General features: G+C 46.9%; 15 protein-coding genes and 1 rRNA gene. 9 read left to right on the top strand and 7 right to left on the bottom strand.

Features of this window, described 5'->3' with window-relative positions:
* Positions 1-55: 55 nt before the first annotated feature.
* From mnmG to rpmH, 6 genes are all read right to left on the bottom strand, one after another.
* Positions 56-1,954: a tRNA uridine-5-carboxymethylaminomethyl(34) synthesis enzyme MnmG gene (gene mnmG, locus BP95_RS0121710; RefSeq protein WP_021257551.1), complete on the bottom strand. Its 1,899-nt coding sequence runs from the start codon at positions 1,952-1,954 to the stop codon at positions 56-58.
* Positions 1,955-2,034: 80 nt separating this feature from the next.
* Positions 2,035-3,411, bottom strand: a complete 1,377-nt coding sequence (mnmE, locus tag BP95_RS0121705) for a tRNA uridine-5-carboxymethylaminomethyl(34) synthesis GTPase MnmE (RefSeq protein ID WP_028533225.1) — start codon at positions 3,409-3,411, stop codon at positions 2,035-2,037.
* Between the two features lie 195 nt (positions 3,412-3,606).
* A complete protein-coding gene (jag, locus tag BP95_RS0121700; RefSeq protein WP_021257553.1) occupies positions 3,607-4,371 on the bottom strand; it encodes an RNA-binding cell elongation regulator Jag/EloR in 765 nt (254 codons plus the stop codon).
* Complete coding sequence (locus tag BP95_RS0121695) at positions 4,368-5,147, bottom strand: YidC/Oxa1 family membrane protein insertase (RefSeq protein WP_021257554.1); 780 nt, start codon at positions 5,145-5,147, stop codon at positions 4,368-4,370. Before BP95_RS0121695 ends, jag begins: the two co-directional genes overlap by 4 nt.
* A gap of 106 nt (positions 5,148-5,253) precedes the next feature.
* Complete coding sequence (rnpA, locus tag BP95_RS0121690; protein WP_021257555.1) at positions 5,254-5,592, bottom strand: ribonuclease P protein component; 339 nt, start codon at positions 5,590-5,592, stop codon at positions 5,254-5,256.
* A gap of 205 nt (positions 5,593-5,797) precedes the next feature.
* Complete coding sequence (gene rpmH, locus BP95_RS0121685) at positions 5,798-5,932, bottom strand: 50S ribosomal protein L34 (RefSeq protein WP_009223341.1); 135 nt, start codon at positions 5,930-5,932, stop codon at positions 5,798-5,800.
* Between the two features lie 878 nt (positions 5,933-6,810).
* On the opposite strand from rpmH, the gene dnaA reads away from it, so the two are divergent.
* From dnaA to gyrB, 6 genes are all read left to right on the top strand, one after another.
* Positions 6,811-8,166, top strand: coding sequence for a chromosomal replication initiator protein DnaA (gene dnaA, locus BP95_RS0121680; RefSeq protein ID WP_021257556.1), 1,356 nt, complete (start codon positions 6,811-6,813; stop codon positions 8,164-8,166).
* 245 nt (positions 8,167-8,411) lie between these two features.
* Positions 8,412-9,554: a DNA polymerase III subunit beta gene (dnaN, locus tag BP95_RS0121675; protein ID WP_021257557.1), complete on the top strand. Its 1,143-nt coding sequence runs from the start codon at positions 8,412-8,414 to the stop codon at positions 9,552-9,554.
* A 39-nt stretch (positions 9,555-9,593) separates the two neighbouring features.
* Positions 9,594-9,818: a S4 domain-containing protein YaaA gene (gene yaaA / locus BP95_RS0121670; protein WP_021257558.1), complete on the top strand. Its 225-nt coding sequence runs from the start codon at positions 9,594-9,596 to the stop codon at positions 9,816-9,818.
* Positions 9,819-9,822: 4 nt separating this feature from the next.
* On the top strand, positions 9,823-10,935 hold the full coding sequence (gene recF, locus BP95_RS0121665; protein WP_021257559.1) for a DNA replication/repair protein RecF: 1,113 nt from the start codon (positions 9,823-9,825) through the stop codon (positions 10,933-10,935).
* A 27-nt stretch (positions 10,936-10,962) separates the two neighbouring features.
* Positions 10,963-11,208, top strand: a complete 246-nt coding sequence (gene remB / locus BP95_RS0121660) for an extracellular matrix regulator RemB (RefSeq protein WP_021257560.1) — start codon at positions 10,963-10,965, stop codon at positions 11,206-11,208.
* 142 nt (positions 11,209-11,350) lie between these two features.
* Positions 11,351-13,261 (top strand): DNA topoisomerase (ATP-hydrolyzing) subunit B, encoded by a 1,911-nt coding sequence (gyrB, locus tag BP95_RS0121655; protein ID WP_021257561.1) that lies wholly within the window; start codon positions 11,351-11,353, stop codon positions 13,259-13,261.
* A gap of 143 nt (positions 13,262-13,404) precedes the next feature.
* On the opposite strand, the gene BP95_RS0121650 is transcribed toward gyrB, so the two are convergent.
* Complete coding sequence (locus BP95_RS0121650; RefSeq protein ID WP_028533223.1) at positions 13,405-14,148, bottom strand: YheC/YheD family protein; 744 nt, start codon at positions 14,146-14,148, stop codon at positions 13,405-13,407.
* A gap of 477 nt (positions 14,149-14,625) precedes the next feature.
* On the opposite strand from BP95_RS0121650, the gene gyrA reads away from it, so the two are divergent.
* The 3 genes from gyrA to BP95_RS0121635 all read left to right on the top strand — a co-directional run.
* Entirely contained in the window at positions 14,626-17,154 is a 2,529-nt protein-coding gene (gene gyrA / locus BP95_RS0121645) for a DNA gyrase subunit A (RefSeq protein WP_021257563.1), read from the top strand.
* Positions 17,155-17,310: 156 nt separating this feature from the next.
* A complete protein-coding gene (locus tag BP95_RS0121640) occupies positions 17,311-18,444 on the top strand; it encodes an HD-GYP domain-containing protein (protein ID WP_021257564.1) in 1,134 nt (377 codons plus the stop codon).
* 338 nt (positions 18,445-18,782) lie between these two features.
* Positions 18,783-18,857, top strand: a 16S ribosomal RNA gene (locus BP95_RS0121635); the annotation flags it as partial.

The raw sequence follows: 18,857 nt of genomic DNA, 5'->3' as shown, positions 1-18,857 counted from the left end.
TCTTCTGCAGTTAATGTCCCCAACCTGCATACTTGGCACTGCCCGCTCACCCGAATTACGACTGAGCGTGCTTCTCGGCTGTTACGCGGTTGTAATGCTCCAAATATACAAGCAGGATTGAAATATCTGCAGGAGTTACACCAGAAATACGCGATGCTTGCCCGATCGACAACGGGCGAATCTTCGCTAGCTTCTGCTTCGCTTCCGACGCAATGCCATGAACCGCACTATAATCGATATCCTGCGGGATCAGCTTCTTCTCCATCTTCGCCAGACGCTCTACTTGTAGCAGCTGCTTCTCAATATATCCTGCATACTTAATCTGAATCTCAACCTGTTCCTTCATTTCTTCATCCAACTCAAGCGGCGACGGGAATAACTTTTCCACATGTGCATAAGATATTTCTGGACGTCGCAGCAAGGTAACGGCGTCACAACCGTTCGTCAGTGGAGCAGAACCCGCTTCTGCTAGCATTGCCTGCACGGCTTCATCCGGTTTCACCTTTGTTGCCTTCAAGCGCTCCAGCTCTTGACCGACCAAGTCAAGTTTGTGCTGGAATGAAGCGTACCGCTCATCGGTAATAAGACCAATCTCATGCCCGATATCCGTCAAGCGCATATCCGCATTATCATGGCGAAGCAGCAGTCTATATTCCGCTCGGGACGTAAGCAGACGATACGGCTCATTCGTCCCCTTCGTTACGAGATCATCAATCAACACGCCAATGTAAGCTTGCGAGCGATTCAGGATGACAGCAGGCTTGCCCTGCACCTTGCGTGCAGCATTGATGCCGGCCATAACCCCCTGCGCAGCAGCTTCTTCATAACCCGATGTTCCGTTAATTTGTCCAGCTGTGAATAAGCCATCTACCTGTTTTGTCTCCAGCGTTGGCCACAGCTGTGTCGGCACGACTGCATCATACTCAATCGCATATCCAGTTCGCATCATTTCCGCGTTCTCGAGTCCCGGTACAGAGCGCAGGATTTGCAACTGAACATCTTCAGGCATACTCGTGGACAGTCCTTGTACATAATACTCAGCTGTATCCTTGCCTTCCGGCTCCAGGAAGATTTGATGCTTCGGTTTATCCGCAAAGCGAACGATCTTATCTTCAATGGACGGGCAATAACGAGGACCTGTACCTTCAATGACACCAGAGAACATCGGTGCACGATGCAAGTTATCATTGATAATGCGATGCGTATTCTCCGACGTATACGTTAGCCAGCAAGGAAGCTGCTCATTATCGGAAGACTTCGTTTCATAAGAGAAGAACTTCGGATGATCGTCTCCAGGCTGGATTTCTGTTTTGGAAAAGTCGATTGTCCCTCCATTCACCCGCGGAGGAGTACCTGTCTTGAAGCGAACGAGATCAAATCCGAGATTGCGCAAGCATTCGGACAGCTTCAAAGACGGTTGTTGGTTGTTCGGGCCGCTCTCATACATCAATTCACCGATAATGATTTTGCCTCGCAAGTACGTACCTGTCGTTAAGACAACCGTTTTCGAGCGGAAGATAGCACCTGATTTAGTGATGGCACCTACACATTTACCGTCTTCCACGATCAATTCCTCGACCATGCCTTGACGCAGCGTCAAGTTCGGCGTTGTTTCTACTGTTTCCTTCATTTTTGCCTGATACAATACCTTGTCGGCCTGAGCACGCAGCGCGTGGACTGCTGGCCCTTTCCCTGTATTGAGCATCCGCATTTGGATGAAGGTTTTATCGATATTGCGGCCCATTTCTCCGCCTAATGCATCGATTTCGCGTACAACATGGCCCTTAGCTGGGCCGCCAATCGAAGGGTTGCACGGCATGAAAGCAACCATATCTAAGTTAATCGTCAACAGCAACGTATTGCAGCCCATCCGTGCAGAAGCAAGTGCCGCTTCACAGCCCGCATGGCCCGCTCCGATAACTATTACATCATATTGTCCCGCCTCAAATGGCATGGGGCTCCCTCCTTTAACAACTTTCTCTATAAATAAACAGCACTCACGGCAGCAAGACCTTTCACCGTGATCACAACTCTCTATTTTCCAAGACAGAACTGGGAGAAGATCTGGTCAATCAGCGAATCGCCTACAGAGTCTCCAATGATTTCGCCGAGCAGCTCCCAAGCGGTGCGCACGTCGATTTGAATCATATCAATTGGTATTCCCTGCTGTGATGCCTCCACAGCGTCTTCTAGTGCCCGCAGCGTCTTCTTGAGCAGCGCAATATGCCGTACGTTGCTGACATACGTCATATCCCCCGCTTCAATTCCACCGCTGAAGAACAACTCGGAGATCACCTTCTCCAGCGCGTCCACGCCTTCCTGCTCTTTCGCGGACATACGCACGATTTGGCTCTCGCCAAATGCTTCCTTCAACGGAGTATCATCCAACACCGTAGGCAGATCCATTTTATTCACAATGACAATCACTTGTCTACCCGTAATTTGCTCCATCCATTCCCGTTCATCCGGATGAAGCTCATCATTGTTACTCACAACGAAAAGAATAAGGTCTGCTTCTTGGAGTGCACTGCGTGAACGCTCTACCCCAATTCGTTCCACCACATCCGTCGTCTCCCGAATGCCAGCCGTATCCAAGAGACGCAGCGGAATCCCGTTAATGGTTACGAATTGCTCGACCACATCGCGAGTTGTTCCCGGAATATCGGTGACAATCGCTTTATTATCTTGGGCAAGCGTATTGAGCAGCGATGATTTGCCGACATTTGGTCGCCCAATAATCGCAGTGACAATACCCTCCCTCAATATTTTCCCCTCAGATGCGGTCTTCAATAGCCGCGTCACTTCTTCCATGACTTGCCCGCATTTATCTTGAATAAAGTTGCTCGTCAGCTCTTCAACATCATGCTCTGGATAGTCGATATTCACTTCGATATGAGCAAGTGTCTCAATGAGTGTATGACGGAGCGACTTAATTCGCGTAGACAGTTGACCTTGTGCCTGCTTCATAGCGATGCTGAAGGCACGATCCGACTTCGAGCGAATGAGATCAATAACTGCCTCCGCTTGTGACAAATCAATTCTGCCATTGAGGAATGCACGCTTTGTGAACTCTCCCGGCTCCGCCAGACGAATTCCCTGCTGAAGCAGAATATCCATCACCTTCCGTACCGAAATAATTCCGCCATGCGTATTGATTTCGACAACATCCTCCGTTGTGAATGAACGAGGGCCTCGCATCACACTTACGAGCACCTCTTCTACTCGCTCCCCTGACTGTGGATCAACAATATGTCCATAATGTATCGTATGACTGTCCGCCTCTGTTAGCTTCGTTTTTGAACGGAATATGCGATCCACTTCAGCGAAAGATCCTTCTCCGCTTACTCGGATAATCGCTATACCGCCTTCGCCAAGCGGTGTAGATACCGCTGCGATTGGTTCGTAATTCATCCTAATAATGACCTCCGCACATATAGGGTACATTTATATTATCTCATTTTACGTCAAACGCCTAATCATGAAATCCCGTTCAATGAGTCAAATAACGAAAAAATGCAATGAGAGCACCCTGAACCAGGCGCAATCATTGCATTTTCTATCTGTCTATGCGTTCTGAATAGAGGTTATTCATAAGTGCAGCCATGCCTATTTAATCATAATGACTACGCGTCGATTAGGCTCCTCGCCTTTACTGCAAGTTTTTACCTTCGGATGATCCTGCAGCTTCGCATGAATAATCTTGCGATCCTGCGCCGTCATCGGCTCCAGTACAACCTCTTGCCGGGAACGAATCACTTTGTTCGCGAGCCGCTCAGACAACGATTCGAGCGTTTTCTTACGCCGTTCGCGGAACTGCTCTGCATCAAGAATAATACGGAGATGATGCTTGGAATAACGATTGGCTACCAGGTTCGCCAAGTATTGAAGCGAATCAAGCGTTTGACCGCGGCGCCCAATAATAAGACCCAAGTCCGAGCCGCTAATATCAAGCGTTACCGTGTCCTTCCTCTTATGTACTCCAACTTCCACATCAAGCCCCATCGAGCGGGCAACGTCCATAATGAATTGCTTCGCTTCTTCAATCGGATCAATATCGTCTGTAGAATCAGCATCCATCTCCTGATCTCTATCCTTCGATACTGCTGCTGCCTGCATGCCGGCCACAGCAGATGCTGTCTGAACTGGCTTCGATGACGATGATTGTGTTGTAGGTTCAGAGAGCGGGACATCCTTGTCCGGCAGAAGAGTCAACTCGACCTTCGCTGGACGAACGCCGATAAGTCCAAACAGCCCGCGTGATGGCTTTTCCAGCACGCGAACAGATACGCGATCCTCGGTTACGTTCATTCGTTCCAAACCGTTCTTTATTGCATCTTCGATCGTCTTTCCCGATACAACGAGCGTATTCATTTCGCCGGACGAACCTCCTTATCCTTATCGCGATAAAGGAAATAGTTCTGAACAATAGTAAAGACGTTGCTGTATACCCAGTACAACGGAAGTGCCGCTGGGAAGTTGATCGACATGACGAAGATCAACACTGGGAAGATTAGCATCATGAATTGCATAGGGCCTTGCATTGGGTTTTGACTTGCCATCATCTTCGACTGCACGAATGTCGTCAATGCAGCAACGACCGGCAATACATAAAACGGATCCGCCTCACCCAGTTTGAGCCACAAGAATGTATGCTCACGAATGGCAGAGTTCATGTAGATCGAATTATACAAAGCGATAAAAACTGGCATTTGAATGAAGATTGGCAAGCATCCCGCCAGCGGATTTACGTTGTGCTGTTGGAACAGCTTCATCGTTTCTTCCTGCTGCTTTTGCGGATTATCCTTATGTTTCTTCTTTATTTCAGCGAGCTGAGGTTGCAGCTTCTGCATTTCCTTCGAGCTGCGCATTTGCTTAACTGTAAGCGGCAAGATACACAGACGAACAATAACGGTTAGCAGCAAGATGGCGAATCCATACTCCCCGCTGAACCAGCCTGCGAATGTATCAAGTGCTAGTGAAAAATAATAGACCACGTTACGCTCCCAGAAGTTACCCTGCAGCAAATCCTCCGTCTTCAGCGTAGTGGTCGTGGACGTACATCCCGACAATACAACGATCAACAGCACAGAAACCGCTACCAAGAGCCATTTGCGGTTCGAGAACAACTTGTTCAGCGACAATAGCATAACCCCTCTCTTAACCTTCCGATTCCAACAGTAAATATATCACATTTCCCCTGTTAAAGGAAACGATTCAACAGGTGTATCGTGCGATCTTGCTGACAAATTACATTCATTTATATATAGAAGCTTTTCGCATGACATGATGGACGCTCTTGGCAAGCTTGTCATAGTCCATTTCCGTCGCGCCTTTACGCACAATGAACACCAAATCGACATGATCCATAATGCGATCTGCCTGAAGTCTGACAATTTCCTTGATCATGCGGCGCATTCGATTGCGCACAACCGCATTGCCAATCTTTTTGCTCGCCGATATCCCAACGCGGAACCGTTCAACCTTCGGCTGGGCATAAACATACAGTACAAGCTGATGATTGGCAAAGGAACGACCATTGCGATAAACACGAGTAAAATCTGCGCGATCCTGCAGCCGATACTCTTTTTGCATCGGATCTTTCTCCTATCTCTCCGGATGAACTCCGCTCGTCCCTACTCTAAAATGCTTGATTGGTATGATCAAAGTATGGGCACCTGCGTAACGGAATAAACATTTCTTCTACTACATTTTATGTGACGCCTTTATGACGAAAAACGTATGATTTTCGAGTAAAAAGAAAAAAAGACCACCGAGGTGGTCTTGTATTCACGCGATCTTATGCGCTCAATACTTTTCTGCCTTTTAGGCGACGAGCAGCCAACACCTTACGGCCGTTTTTCGTGCTCATTCTTTTACGGAAACCGTGAACTTTCTTACGTTTGCTCACGTTAGGTTTAAATGTCGGTTTCAACGTATTGCACCTCCTCGAACGAGATATGTCATGATGAACCATTCATTGCTACGTTTATCTGTCTGCGCAAAATTCCTTTTTACATTTAACCAGAATACGCGGGAAAAGTCAATCCTCACCGTTTCTCCTATCATCTCTTTTCGATTCCGAATTCACATCATAATGAAAAATAACATTCTTATTATGTATAGAAAAGATTATCCACACTTCGAACTTCGATCATGCTCGACACATTTTGTTATACACATGTGCAAAACTAAAAAATATCGACAATTCCGTCCCCTTGCCTGTGTATAAAAAATAGCGGACCTTTGTCTGGTCATGTCGAAAAGAAACAAGTTATGAACAATATCTAGTGGTGTAGATAACATTTATGCACAAGTTATTGAATTTGTGGATAAAATAAGCCCGATTATTGAAATATAAGGCCCCATCTGCTATGATTATATTGCTTTTCGGTTGTGAATAGCGATTGTGGATATTTACTTATCAACAGTCTGTGGATAAGGTTGTGAACAATTTATACTCACATGTTTAGAACTTGTTCGACATGATCTGCATATTGTGGATAAATAGTTGTAAGAAACGGTATACTTCGACAGCAACATGTCTGATGTTTCGTGGAAAACGCGAGAAATTTTCTCTGGAGCACAAGCATATCGACATGTAAGCATAGACCCCGACAATACGCTCTTTTCGAGGACAGGCTAGTTCATGATGATTTTACGTCTTGTGAACCTTCTTCCTCATTAAGAGGGCTTTCTGCGCCTTGCGGAGCCTTTTTGCGTCTTGTCGGGGCAATTGTCCTTTTTTCAGGCGTAATTGCCGGTAAGCGCGTCATATGAAGACGCAGCAGGCTTGAAGGAGTGAAACAATCTGTGGAGCGCCAAGCAAATGAACATTGGCAGGAAATATTGTCCGTCATCCAGACGAAGCTAAGCAAACCTAGCTTTGATACCTGGTTCAAGGCCACGAAAGCTGTAAAGTTTACAGACTCACAGCTGCTCATTACTGCACCGAATACATTTTCGGTGGAATGGCTTGAGAGCCGGTATACGAAGCTTGTCAGCTCAACAGTGATGGAAGAAACGGGCAAGCAAGTGGACGTCAAGTTCATTATTGAGGAAGCAGCTCAAGCGGAAGCAGAAGTCGTACAGCCACAGGCTTCACCGGCTCGAGTCGCTGTCTATGATGAACCGGCTTCCAATATGCTTAACCCAAAATACACGTTCGATACATTCGTCATTGGCTCGAACAATCGCTTCGCGCATGCTGCATCGCTCGCCGTCGCTGAAGCGCCGGCTAAAGCTTATAACCCGCTCTTTTTATACGGAGGAGTAGGTCTCGGCAAAACGCATCTCATGCATGCGATCGGTCATTATATTTTGGAGCATAATCCCGCAAGCCGCGTCGTCTATACGACGTCGGAGAAATTTATGAATGAATTCATTAATGCCATTCGGGATAACCGCGGAGAAAGCTTCCGCAACAAATACCGCAATATTGACATTTTGCTTATTGACGACATTCAGTTCTTGGCAGGGAAGGAACAGACCCAGGAGGAGTTCTTCCATACATTCAATGCACTGCATAACGAGAACAAGCACATCGTCCTCTCCAGCGATCGCCCTCCTAAGGAGATCGAAACATTAGAGGAACGGCTGCGTTCTCGCTTCGAATGGGGTCTTATTACGGATATTCAGCCGCCGGATCTCGAGACGCGAATTGCGATTCTGCGCAAGAAGGCTAAGGCCGAGAACTTGGATATACCGAATGAAGCCATGGTGTACATCGCCAACCAGATCAATACGAACATTCGTGAGTTGGAAGGTGCGCTTACGCGCGTTGTCGCATTTTCCACGATGACAAATCAGGATATCACGACTCACTTGGCTGCAGAGGCACTCAAGGATCTCATCCCGTCCAGCCGTCCGAAGATGATTACGATCCAGGACATTCAGCATAAGGTCGGGGAGTTCTATGGACTTAAGATGGAGGATTTCAAGGCACGCAAGAGAACGAAAGCCGTCGCTTTTCCCCGTCAAATTGCCATGTATTTATCGCGGGAGCTCACTGATTATTCCTTGCCGAAAATTGGTGAAGCCTTTGGCGGACGAGATCATACAACCGTCATTCATGCCCACGAGAAAATCACCCAAAATCTGCAGCAAGATCAGGAACTTTATAAGGTTGTACAGAACCTGATCGACAAAATTAAAAATCCAACGCTGTGAACAACATAACAAGCCTATACACAATCTATACACATGTGGATAGGCTTTACTTTATGCCTGTTCAAGAGGGTTATCCACATATTCAGTGCCCCTACTATTACTACTATTATTAAAAAAGATTATATAGATCATCATAAGAAGAGCACATATTCGGCATATCTCGACTCAGAGCAACCGGATATAACAAGATTCGTAACAGATAGCAACAGTAGAATGAACGCAAATTGGCGTTAGGGAGTGAACGTATGAAACTTTCGATATTGAAAAATGAACTAAATGAAGCGATACAGAACGTATCTAAAGCGATTTCCAGCAGAACGACGATCCCCATTTTAAGCGGGATTAAGGTTGACGTTACGTTCCAAGGGGTTACCCTTACTGCTAGTGATACGGATATCTCTATTCAAACCTTTATTCCAGTTGAGGATGATCGCCAGACGATTGTTCAAGTAGAACGTCCGGGTAGCGTTGTTTTGCCGGCTAAGTTTTTCGTAGAAATCATTAAGAAATTGCCTTCCCAAGATGTAGAGATCGAAGTGAAGGAGCAATTCCAGACATTCCTTCGTTCTGGTACAACAGATATCCAGATGGTCGGACTTGATCCAGAAGAGTATCCTGTTCTGCCTAGCATCGAAGAAAACCAAGTGATTACAGTCAATGGCGATTTGCTGAGAACTATGATTAAGCAAACCGCATTCGCTATTTCTTCTAACGAAACAACGCCAATTTTGACGGGTGTATTGTGGAATCTGAGCGAAGGTAATTTGAAATTCGTATCCACAGACCGTCACCGCTTGGCAAGCCGTACAGCTGATATCCAAGCAGACCCAGAGATTCGTTTTACGAATGTTGTCATTTCCGGTAAGACGCTGAATGAATTGAGCAAAATCATCCCTGATCAGAACACAATGGTGGATATTGTCGTTGCCGACAACCAAGTGTTGTTCAAAATCGATCGAGTTCTATTCTATTCGCGTATTTTGGATGGGACGTATCCAGATACTTCTAAAATTATTCCGCAAAACTACAAAACAGAACTTATTTTGGACACAAAAAAGCTCATCGATGCAATTGACCGTGCTTATTTGCTGTCCCGTGAAGATAAAACGAACATTGTCCGTCTGCAGACGAAGGAAGATGGTACGATAGAAATTTCCTCCAGCTCATCTGAGCTAGGCCGTGTTACAGAGCAATTGGATGTGAAGGAATTCAAAGGGGATCCGCTTCGGATTGCTTTCAACTCGAAATATATGCTGGATGTGTTGAAGGTTGTCGAATGTGAAAACATCTTCATTGGATTTACAGGGGCAATGAGCCCAATCATCATTAAGCCGACTGAACACGTCAGCAGCTTGCATCTCATTTTGCCATACCGCACCACAAATTAAGATAGGGTTGGTGCATCTGCATCACAAGGAGGATACGACATGAATGACATCCAAATTCGAACGGAATTCATTACGCTAGGGCAGTTTCTGAAGTTGGCTAATTGCGCTTCAACAGGCGGTCACGCCAAAATTATGCTGGCAGAGAACATGGTGAAAGTAAACGGTGAAGATGAAGCGCGGCGCGGCCGGAAGCTGTATCCGGGCAACGTTGTCTCAGTAGATGGATGCGGTGAGTTCCTCATCGTTTCATCTCAGGAGGCTTAATCGAGTGTTCGTCAAATCGATCGCTCTGCAAAATTATCGCAATTATGGCGCGCTCGAATTGAATACAGACAATCGAGTTAATATTTTTGTCGGCAATAATGCGCAGGGGAAGACCAATTTGCTCGAATCCATATTTGTGCTTGCCCTGACGAAATCACATCGGACACCACGAGATAAAGAACTCATCGGATGGGAAGCAGAGCATGCACAGCTTCGAGCATCTGTAGAACGGAAGTACGGAACAGTTCAGCTGGAGCTAAACATTTCTCGGCAGGGGAAAAAGGCAAAGCTGAATGGTTTAGAGCAGCGTAAGCTGAGCGGCTTCATTGGTGCGCTTAATGTTGTCATGTTCGCCCCAGAGGATTTGGAGATCGTAAAGGGATCGCCAGGCATTCGCCGGAGATTTCTGGATATGGAGATTGGCCAAGTTCAGCCAAGCTATCTATACCATCTGCAGCAGTATCAGAAGGTGCTCTTGCAGCGCAACAATCTGCTCAAGCAAATGTGGAGCAGCCCAAGCGGACAAGCGAATACGATGCTCGATATATTCAATGAGCAGCTTGTTACGAATGGTGTTAAAGTTGTAAAGAAAAGGAAACAATATTTAAAGAAACTCCAATCATGGGCGGAGCAAATTCATGCCGGTATCACGAATGGCAAGGAAGCTCTTACCGTTGAATATAGTCCATCGTTTGCGATGCCAGACGAAGATGAAGCTGTCTTATTCGAGCAATTTATGTTAAAGTTAACACAGATGAAAGACCAGGAGGTGCGGCGCGGCATGACACTTGTCGGACCGCACCGGGACGATCTTGCCTTCTACATTAACGGCAAAGAAGTGCAAACCTATGGATCGCAAGGTCAGCAGAGGACGACAGCGCTGTCGTTGAAGCTGGCTGAGATCGAACTGATGCACGAGGAAATAGGAGAATATCCTATCCTACTGCTCGACGATGTTCTGTCTGAGCTTGATTCGATGCGCCAGACGCAGCTGATTGAGACGTTTCAGAGCAAGGTACAAACGTTCATTACGACGACAGGCATTGAAGGCATTAATACGAGCAAGTTGCATGATGCAAATATGTTCCACGTGGAAAATGGGCAAGTCATGCGGTAAGAGGTTGTTCTAAGGGGAGTGAGCGCTATGTATATTCACTTGGGCGGAGAAAGAGTCATTCGTTCCTCGGAACTGGTCGCCATTTTTGATGTATCGATAGAGAAATCATCTAAGCTGTCTAAGCAGTTCGTGGCGAATGCGCACAAAGTGAAAAATGTTGAGGCGATAGGCGAGGAAGAAGCAAAGTCCATCGTCGTGACGAAGGGAAAAGTATTTTACTCTCCGATATCATCTACAACATTGAAGAAGCGTGCGCATCATTTTAACGAGTAAGCGAACATTGCATATGGCCTTGTTGACAGCGTCATCTCTATATTCCACTGCCTAGCAGTTGGGATTGCTTGGGATGATGCTCTTGCAATTACATGCGATTGGCATAATGAACGGTACTGAAATTAGAGAAGTAGGTGAAGGCATGTCTGTGAATCATAACACGTATGATGAGAGCCAGATTCAGGTGTTGGAGGGCTTGGAAGCCGTACGCAAACGGCCGGGGATGTATATCGGTTCAACGAGTGCCAAAGGTCTGCACCATTTGGTATGGGAAGTCGTCGATAACAGTATTGACGAGGCGTTGGCTGGGTATTGCACGAAAATCGAAGTAACCGTACATGAAGACAACAGCATCACGGTCGTGGATAACGGTCGCGGTATTCCAGTCGGGATACAAGAGAAGATGAAGCGCCCGGCTGTTGAAGTTGTTATGACCGTGCTTCATGCGGGCGGTAAATTCGGCGGCGAAGGATACAAAGTATCCGGCGGCTTGCACGGTGTTGGTGTCTCGGTCGTAAATGCCTTGTCTTCGAGCTTAATCGTTACCGTGAAACGAGACGGACATATCCACCAGCAGGAATATCATCGCGGGGTTCCTCAAGCCGATTTGGAGATAATCGGAGACACGGAGGAGACCGGCACAACGATTCGGTTCCAGCCCGATCCTGAAGTGTTTACAGAGACGACGGTATACGAATACGACACACTTTTGTCCCGTATTCGCGAGCTCGCATTTTTGAACAAAGGCATCCAAATGGTGCTTACCGATGAGCGTACTGGACATTCAGAAACATTTAAGTACGACGGCGGTATCAAGGAATTCGTTGAGTACCTGAACCGCAATCGTGAGAAGATGCATGAGCAGCCCATTTACGTGGAAGGCTCCAAAGATAACATTACGTGCGAAATCGCACTCCAATATAACGATAGTTACACCGAGAATATTTACTCTTTTGCCAACAACATTCATACGCACGAAGGTGGTACGCATGAATCTGGTTTTAAGAGTGCCCTTACGCGAATCATTAACGATTATGCTCGGAAGATGAATCTCATGAAGGACAATAACTCCAATTTAAGTGGGGACGATGTTCGCGAGGGTCTGACCGCGATTATTTCCGTGAAGATTCCAGAGCCGCAATTCGAAGGACAGACGAAGACGAAGCTCGGCAACAGTGAAGTACGCAGCATAGTGGAATCCGTATTTTCTGAGAAGTTCATGGAGTTCTTGAACGAGAACCCGATGGTTTCGAAGAAGGTCGTTGAGAAGGGGATGCAGGCATCCCGAGCTCGAGAAGCAGCTCGCCGAGCACGTGAGTTGACGCGCCGCAAGAGTGCGCTTGAAGTGAGCTCCCTTCCAGGTAAGCTGGCGGATTGCTCTTCCAAGGATGCTGCACATTGCGAATTGTTCATTGTCGAAGGTGACTCTGCGGGCGGTTCTGCGAAGCAAGGCCGTGATCGCCATTTCCAGGCGATATTGCCGCTGAAGGGTAAAATCTTGAACGTTGAGAAGTCTCGCTTGGATAAGATCTTATCCAACGCAGAGATTCGTGCGATTATTACGGCGCTTGGCACAGGGATTGGCGAAGACTTTGATCTTGAGAAAGCTCGCTATCACAAAATCGTCATCATGACCGATGCCGACGTCGACGGTGCTCACATTCGAACACTTCTATTGACCTTCTTTTATCGTTACATGCGCAAGCTTATCGAAGCGGGATACGTGTACATTGCACAGCCGCCGCTCTATAAAATTGAGCGCAACAAAATTGTTCGATATGCAGATAGCGACAAGCAGAAGGACGAAATTATCGCGGAATTTGGTGAAGGCGTGAAGATCAATGTTCAGCGTTATAAAGGTCTTGGTGAGATGAATGCAGAGCAGCTGTGGGAGACGACAATGGATCCTGAGAGCCGGAAAATGCTCCAAGTTTCGTTCGATGATGCCAAGATGGCAGATGATGTGTTTGATACGCTAATGGGTGATAACGTTGAACCACGACGTGATTTCATTCAGCGCCATGCCAAGTTCGTTAAAAATCTTGATTTCTAATCGAATCCTACCACTTGGGATCGTGCACTCCATCGCGAAGCACGGAGGTTCGATATAACAATAGAGCCCCAGTTCCACATCAGGACTGGGGCTTTGGTGTGGCAGCGGGCTTCAGTTGATGCAGTAGGTGAGAGGAATCCTTGTTACTTCAATCGTCCATAAGCTTTGGCATTTCGGACGATGCGGCGATAAGCAGCAGGGTTGAATGTGCGGTACACGTAGATAGCGGGCTTCGTATTGACCTCTAAGATCCAAGGGTGCATGCTTTTGTCAATCGCAATATCGAGCCCAAGCTCCTTGAGACCCTTGTGCCCCTTGCTCAGTCGTGCCCCGACGGACAGCCCGATTCGTTCCAACTCGCTGCGGAGCTGCTGAGTGGAGCTTGCATTTAAGTGGGGCTTCAAGAGAGTCCGCAGTGATTCCATTTTTCCTCCGTTGCTGACGTTCGTCACAATCTTGTGAGCAGCCGCCTTTCGACCGAAGATAGACATAACCTCCCACTTGTTGTTCACATTTTTTTGCACGAACACACGGAGATCGAACTTCCTTCCCCGGTGAGACAGCATGTGGACTCCTTGTTGAATCAAGTACTTTCGTTTTCCGATTCTGGTTTTGATTTTGGCCAGGAGAGAGTCTATTTCGGTGAAGGTAACCGTGGAAGTTCCTTCTCTCAACTCGAATGAGTCATTGGCGTGCTGCTTAACACGCATAACGCCTTTGCCATGAGTACCTAGGTCAGGTTTCACATACACCATTTGAAATTGATTCAGCATCTCCTTCAACCGGAGACCACTATAGATGGACGTCTTAGGAATATACGAACGTAGTGAGGAGTCCTGCAAAATTTTCGTCTTTTTCCATTTGCTAAATATACGCCGGCTGGACAAACATCATCACCCTTTTCCAAATCAATCATTTTATTTTTTGAACGGGTAGGGAGCAGAGGGATATGAAGTTGATATCAATGTATGATCAATCGGGCAAATAGAAATAGTACAATCAACTATATGTCGTGGAAAATGTTCGGATTTTGGGCGGTTTCATGGAACGTTTAATTGTATCTCTTTTGTGAAAGTAATATAATATAAATAGTGCAGTTAAGGAATTGATGAGTATGATTTTATCCGCATGATCAAGCTAGAGTAGAAATTATCCCTTGTGAACATGGCGCCTTTTTAGTCCATAATGGTTTGTGTTGCCATGTGGGGAGTTTCGATATGGACTAGATAAAAGATTATTCGTCCGTGGAAATGGTTCGACTCCATTAATGGGGGGGAAGGGCCGTTTTCGCTTGTAGAGAGCAAATATTGCATTTTGCTAGATGATGATGACGCTGTTAAATACGAATTTTAAGGAGGTCCAGCATGGCGGAAGAACAACAACCGCAAATCAGGGATCGCGACATCGGCACGGAGATGCGGGAATCATTCCTGGATTACGCGATGAGTATCATCGTAAGCCGCGCTCTGCCGGACGTGCGTGACGGATTGAAGCCGGTTCACCGACGTATTTTGTATGCGATGTCAGACCTCGGCATGTCACCGGACAAACCGTATAAGAAATCAGCGAGGATCGTTGGTGAAGTTATCGGTAAGTATCACCCGCATGGTGACTCTGCCGTATATGAGACCATGGTGCGTATGGCCCAGGATTTCTCGCTTCGTTACATGCTCGTGGATGGTCACGGGAACTTTGGTTCCATTGACGGAGACTCAGCCGCGGCGATGCGTTATACAGAAGCGCGACTCTCCAAGATTGCCATGGAACTGCTTCGTGATATTAACAAAGAAACGATCGACTTTGCTCCGAACTATGACGGCGAAGAGCAAGAGCCTGTTGTATTGCCGGCTCGCTTCCCGAATTTGCTCGTGAACGGGGTATCAGGTATCGCAGTAGGTATGGCAACGAACATCCCACCGCACAACCTGACGGAAGTCATTGACGGTCTGCAGGCGCTGATTCAGAATCCAGAGTTAACGCCAATGGACTTGATGGAATACATCAAGGGACCAGACTTCCCAACATCTGGATTGATTATGGGTCGGGAAGGTATTCGCCAAGCGTATGCGACTGGCCGCGGATCTGTTACGATGCGGGCACGTGCGACAATCGAGGACAATAATGGCAAGGCTCGTATCGTTGTTCACGAATTGCCTTATCAAGTCATTAAGGCTCGTCTCGTTGAGAAGATTGCTGAATTGGTACGCGAGAAGCGCATTGACGGCATTACTGACCTTCGTGATGAATCTGACCGCAACGGAATGCGCGTTGTTATCGAACTGCGCCGTGATGTGAACCCGAATGTCGTTCTGAATAACTTGTACAAGCATACAGCGATGCAGAGCAACTTCGGCATCAATATGCTGGCGCTTGTGAATCAAGAGCCTCGCGTTCTTAATTTGCGTGAGATGCTCCATTATTATTTGGAGCACCAGATCGAAGTGATTCGTCGCCGTACCGAGTACGATTTGAAGAAAGCCGAGGCACGTGCACATATTCTCGAGGGCCTGCGCATTGCGCTTGATCATATCGACGAGATTATTGCGCTTATCCGCGGCTCGAAGAATGACGAAGAGGCTCGTGAAGGGTTAATCACTCGATTCGGTCTAAGCTTCGACCAAGCACAGGCGATTCTCGATATGCGTCTGCGCCGTCTGACAGGCTTGGAGCGCGAGAAGATCGAAGCTGAATATAACGAATTGCTGATGAAGATCGCGGAATACCGTGAAATCTTGGCGAACGAACATCTTGTGCTGACCATCATCAACGATGAGCTTGAAGAAGTGAAGCAGAAGTATGGGGATGAGCGCCGTACAGAAATCACGATTGGCGAGGATAGCATACTTGATGAGGATCTGATCCCTCAAGAAGATGTTATCATCACCATTTCGCATAGCGGATATATTAAGCGTCTTCCGGTAACGACATATCGTAGCCAGAAGCGTGGAGGCCGTGGTGTAGTTGGTATGGATACGAAGGATAATGATTTCGTAGAGCATTTATTCGTGTCCAACTCTCACCATTACCTGATGTTCTTCACGGACAAGGGTAAGGTTTACCGCATCAAGGCGTATGAGATTCCAGACTTGAGCCGCACGGCGAGAGGGACGCCAATTATCAATTTGATTCAAATTGAACAGGGTGAGTCCATTAGTGCGGTGATTCCAGTTGTGGAATTTGAATCTGACAAGTACCTGTTCTTTGCAACCCGCCAAGGGATCGTGAAGAAGACTCCGCTTGACGATTATGTCAACATTCGCAAAGGCGGCTTGATTGCCATCAACCTTCGTGATGATGATGCGTTGATTGGGGTTCGCCTGACGGACGGCGAGCAGGAGATCATTATGGGTACGAAGATGGGAATGTCGATCCGATTCTCTGAGAACGACGTTCGCTCCATGGGACGTTCGGCTACAGGCGTCAAAGGCATTACGCTTGATAGTGAAGATGTCGTAATTGACATGGATGTAGTCAATAAGGAGAACGATGTGCTTATTGTTACAGCCAAAGGCTACGGCAAACGTACCCCTATGGAAGACTATCGAATTCAGAGCCGTGGCGGTAAAGGGATTAAGACGATCAATGTAACGGACAAGAACGGTGCAGTAGTCGGCTTGAAGGTTGTACAGGATGGAGAGGACTTGATGATTATCACTGCATCAGGAACGATTATTCGTACAAGCATGTCGGGCATTTCCCAAATGGGTCGATACACGCAAGGTGTGAAGCTCATCAATATCCGCGACGACGATTCCGTATCTACGGTTAGCCGCTGCGATAAGACTGAGGATGATCCTGAGGAATCCTCTGAAGAATCGTCTGAAGAAGCAGAACAAAATCCGGGCATGACAGAGAGCGAAGCACCTTCTGCCTCCGAACCGGAATTAGAATAGAATGATGAACGTGAAGATGCAGCAGCAGTGTGAGCATTGACAACAGGTAGGGCGTATTCTTTTATAGAGTGCGCCCTTTTCCTTGATATAAGCAGATACATAACGATAACCGAGTCAAATCCATATGAAGAGGCCAACAGGAGAGTGTAAGAACCTATGGTATTCATCCCCGTCTCGCAAGCTAAGCCAGGAGATCAATTGGAGCAGGACGTGATAACAGGGCTTGGCGGCGTAATTATGAATAAAGGAAGAACGCTCAGTATACGTGATTTGGATGTGCTCGATGCTTTTATGATCAAATCAGTTGCAGTGGCAAGTTCAAATCCTTCGCCGGTTATGGACAGTGCAGGGACACGTGCGGATGCGCCGGATCGCAAAAACTGTGAACCGACCATTCCTCAAGCATCACGCCAGACGAGCCATTTTCAACATGATGCCGGCTTTGTAGAATCATGGCTTCAGATGGTGAACCTACTCAAGAATGTATATAAGACAGCAGGGGCTACCAAGCTTCCTATATTAGAACTGCGCCAGCAAATGGAATGGCTGCTCGGACAGAGCGAACATTACTCTCCAGTCTGCTTCCATCCACAAATTAAAGAAATGCTGCAAGGAAATGAAGAAGACTATGTGTATCATAAATCCGCTGCTGTTGCACTCACGTCATATCTTATCGGACAATGGAGCGGGTATCCTTCCAAAGAAGGGATGCAGATCGCTTTATCTGGGCTGCTGCACGATATTGGGAAGACTAAGGTCGATAGCGATATCTGGTCTAAAAAAGGCACCCTGACGGAAAACGAGAAGATTGAGATGCGCAGACATACCCATTATGGTTATGAGTTGCTTCGAAATGTGCCAGCCATTAATGATGGTGTTAAACTTGCCGCATTGCAGCATCATGAGCGTATCGATGGGAGTGGGTACCCTCTAGGAGTAACGGGGGAGCGAATACACCCGTATGCCAAGATCGTAGCGATCGCTGATATCTTCCATGCGATGACACAGAATCGAATATATAAGAGAGCTTCTTCTCCTTATATTGCACTTGAGAGATTGAAGGAAGAATCATTCGGCCAGCTCGATCCCCAACTTGTACGCATATTCATCCATAAGGTGGCCCAGATGCATCAGAACGCATTTGTTAAACTGAATGATGGACGGGTGGGACGCATCGTATTTACGGAGGATTCCCACATGACTCGTCCGTGGGTGTCGGTAGATGGCAGCATCGTTCAACTTACGCAGGAAAGACAGATATGGATAGAGGAAGTACTCGCCGTACATTGATCCTATTGGGCGGTGCGAGTATAGCAGCAACCCTGTTATGGGCTGGTATCGATAGAGTCTGCTATAAGGCTATATGCAGGTGTTAGAATGGCTCTGCAATTAGCTTTATAGCAGACTTATATTCTTTTTAAAGTTTTTTTAAAAAAGTGCTTGCGTTATTATTGTGGGCGTGATATATTATATGAGTCGCCGCTGAGAGACGCGGTGAACGAAAGCGAAAGAGGCAATAAGCCGAAGCGCTGGATTGAAGATTGTTCTTTGAAAACTGAACAACGAGCAACGTTTGTGAATGAGGTAGCAATACCTCGTCAAAAGATATGAGCAGTTCAAACTTAACTTTAACGGAGAGTTTGATCCTGGCTCAGGACGAACGCTGGCGGCGTGCCTAATACATGCAAGTCGAGCGGACTTGA

Source organism: Paenibacillus sp. UNC217MF, assembly GCF_000686865.1.
In the GTDB taxonomy this organism is placed as follows: Bacteria; Bacillota; Bacilli; order Paenibacillales; family Paenibacillaceae; genus Paenibacillus_B; species Paenibacillus_B suaedae.
The sequence above is the reverse complement of the archived record's forward strand: the minus strand, read 5'-3'. Positions and strand labels throughout refer to the sequence as shown.